This is a genomic window from Bacillus sp. HY001 (assembly GCF_007558965.1).
In the GTDB taxonomy this organism is placed as follows: Bacteria; Bacillota; Bacilli; order Bacillales; family Bacillaceae_G; genus Bacillus_A; species Bacillus_A mobilis.
Map to the genome: position 1 here is coordinate 1 of NZ_VLTE01000342.1, position 296 is coordinate 296.

Below are 296 nucleotides of genomic sequence, written 5' to 3' on the forward strand. Positions count from 1 at the left end.
ACGAGGCAGTATCGTTACCTCCTATTATCAAGCATTTATTTTACCCATCTTGATAAATTTATCGACGCATTTACATCCCTATCGTGATGGCTATTGCACCCAACACAGTCCCATTCACGAATCTTTAAACTCCACTGTCCTTCTGGTTGAACTGAATGGTCGTATTTAACTCCGCAACATGAGCAAATCTTGCTTGAGGCGAACCATTTATCAGCTTTTACATACGCAATGCCATACTTCTCGCACTTGTATGATAAACATTGAAAGAAGAAGTTTAGTTTTTGAAATGAAAATGC

1 protein-coding gene is annotated in these 296 nt (G+C 38.5%); it reads right to left on the reverse strand.

Annotated elements, in window-relative coordinates:
- Window positions 1-35: 35 nt before the first annotated feature.
- The coding region (locus FOT98_RS31625) for a zinc ribbon domain-containing protein (RefSeq protein ID WP_144291287.1) at window positions 36-296 on the reverse strand (261 nt) is incomplete at its 5' end.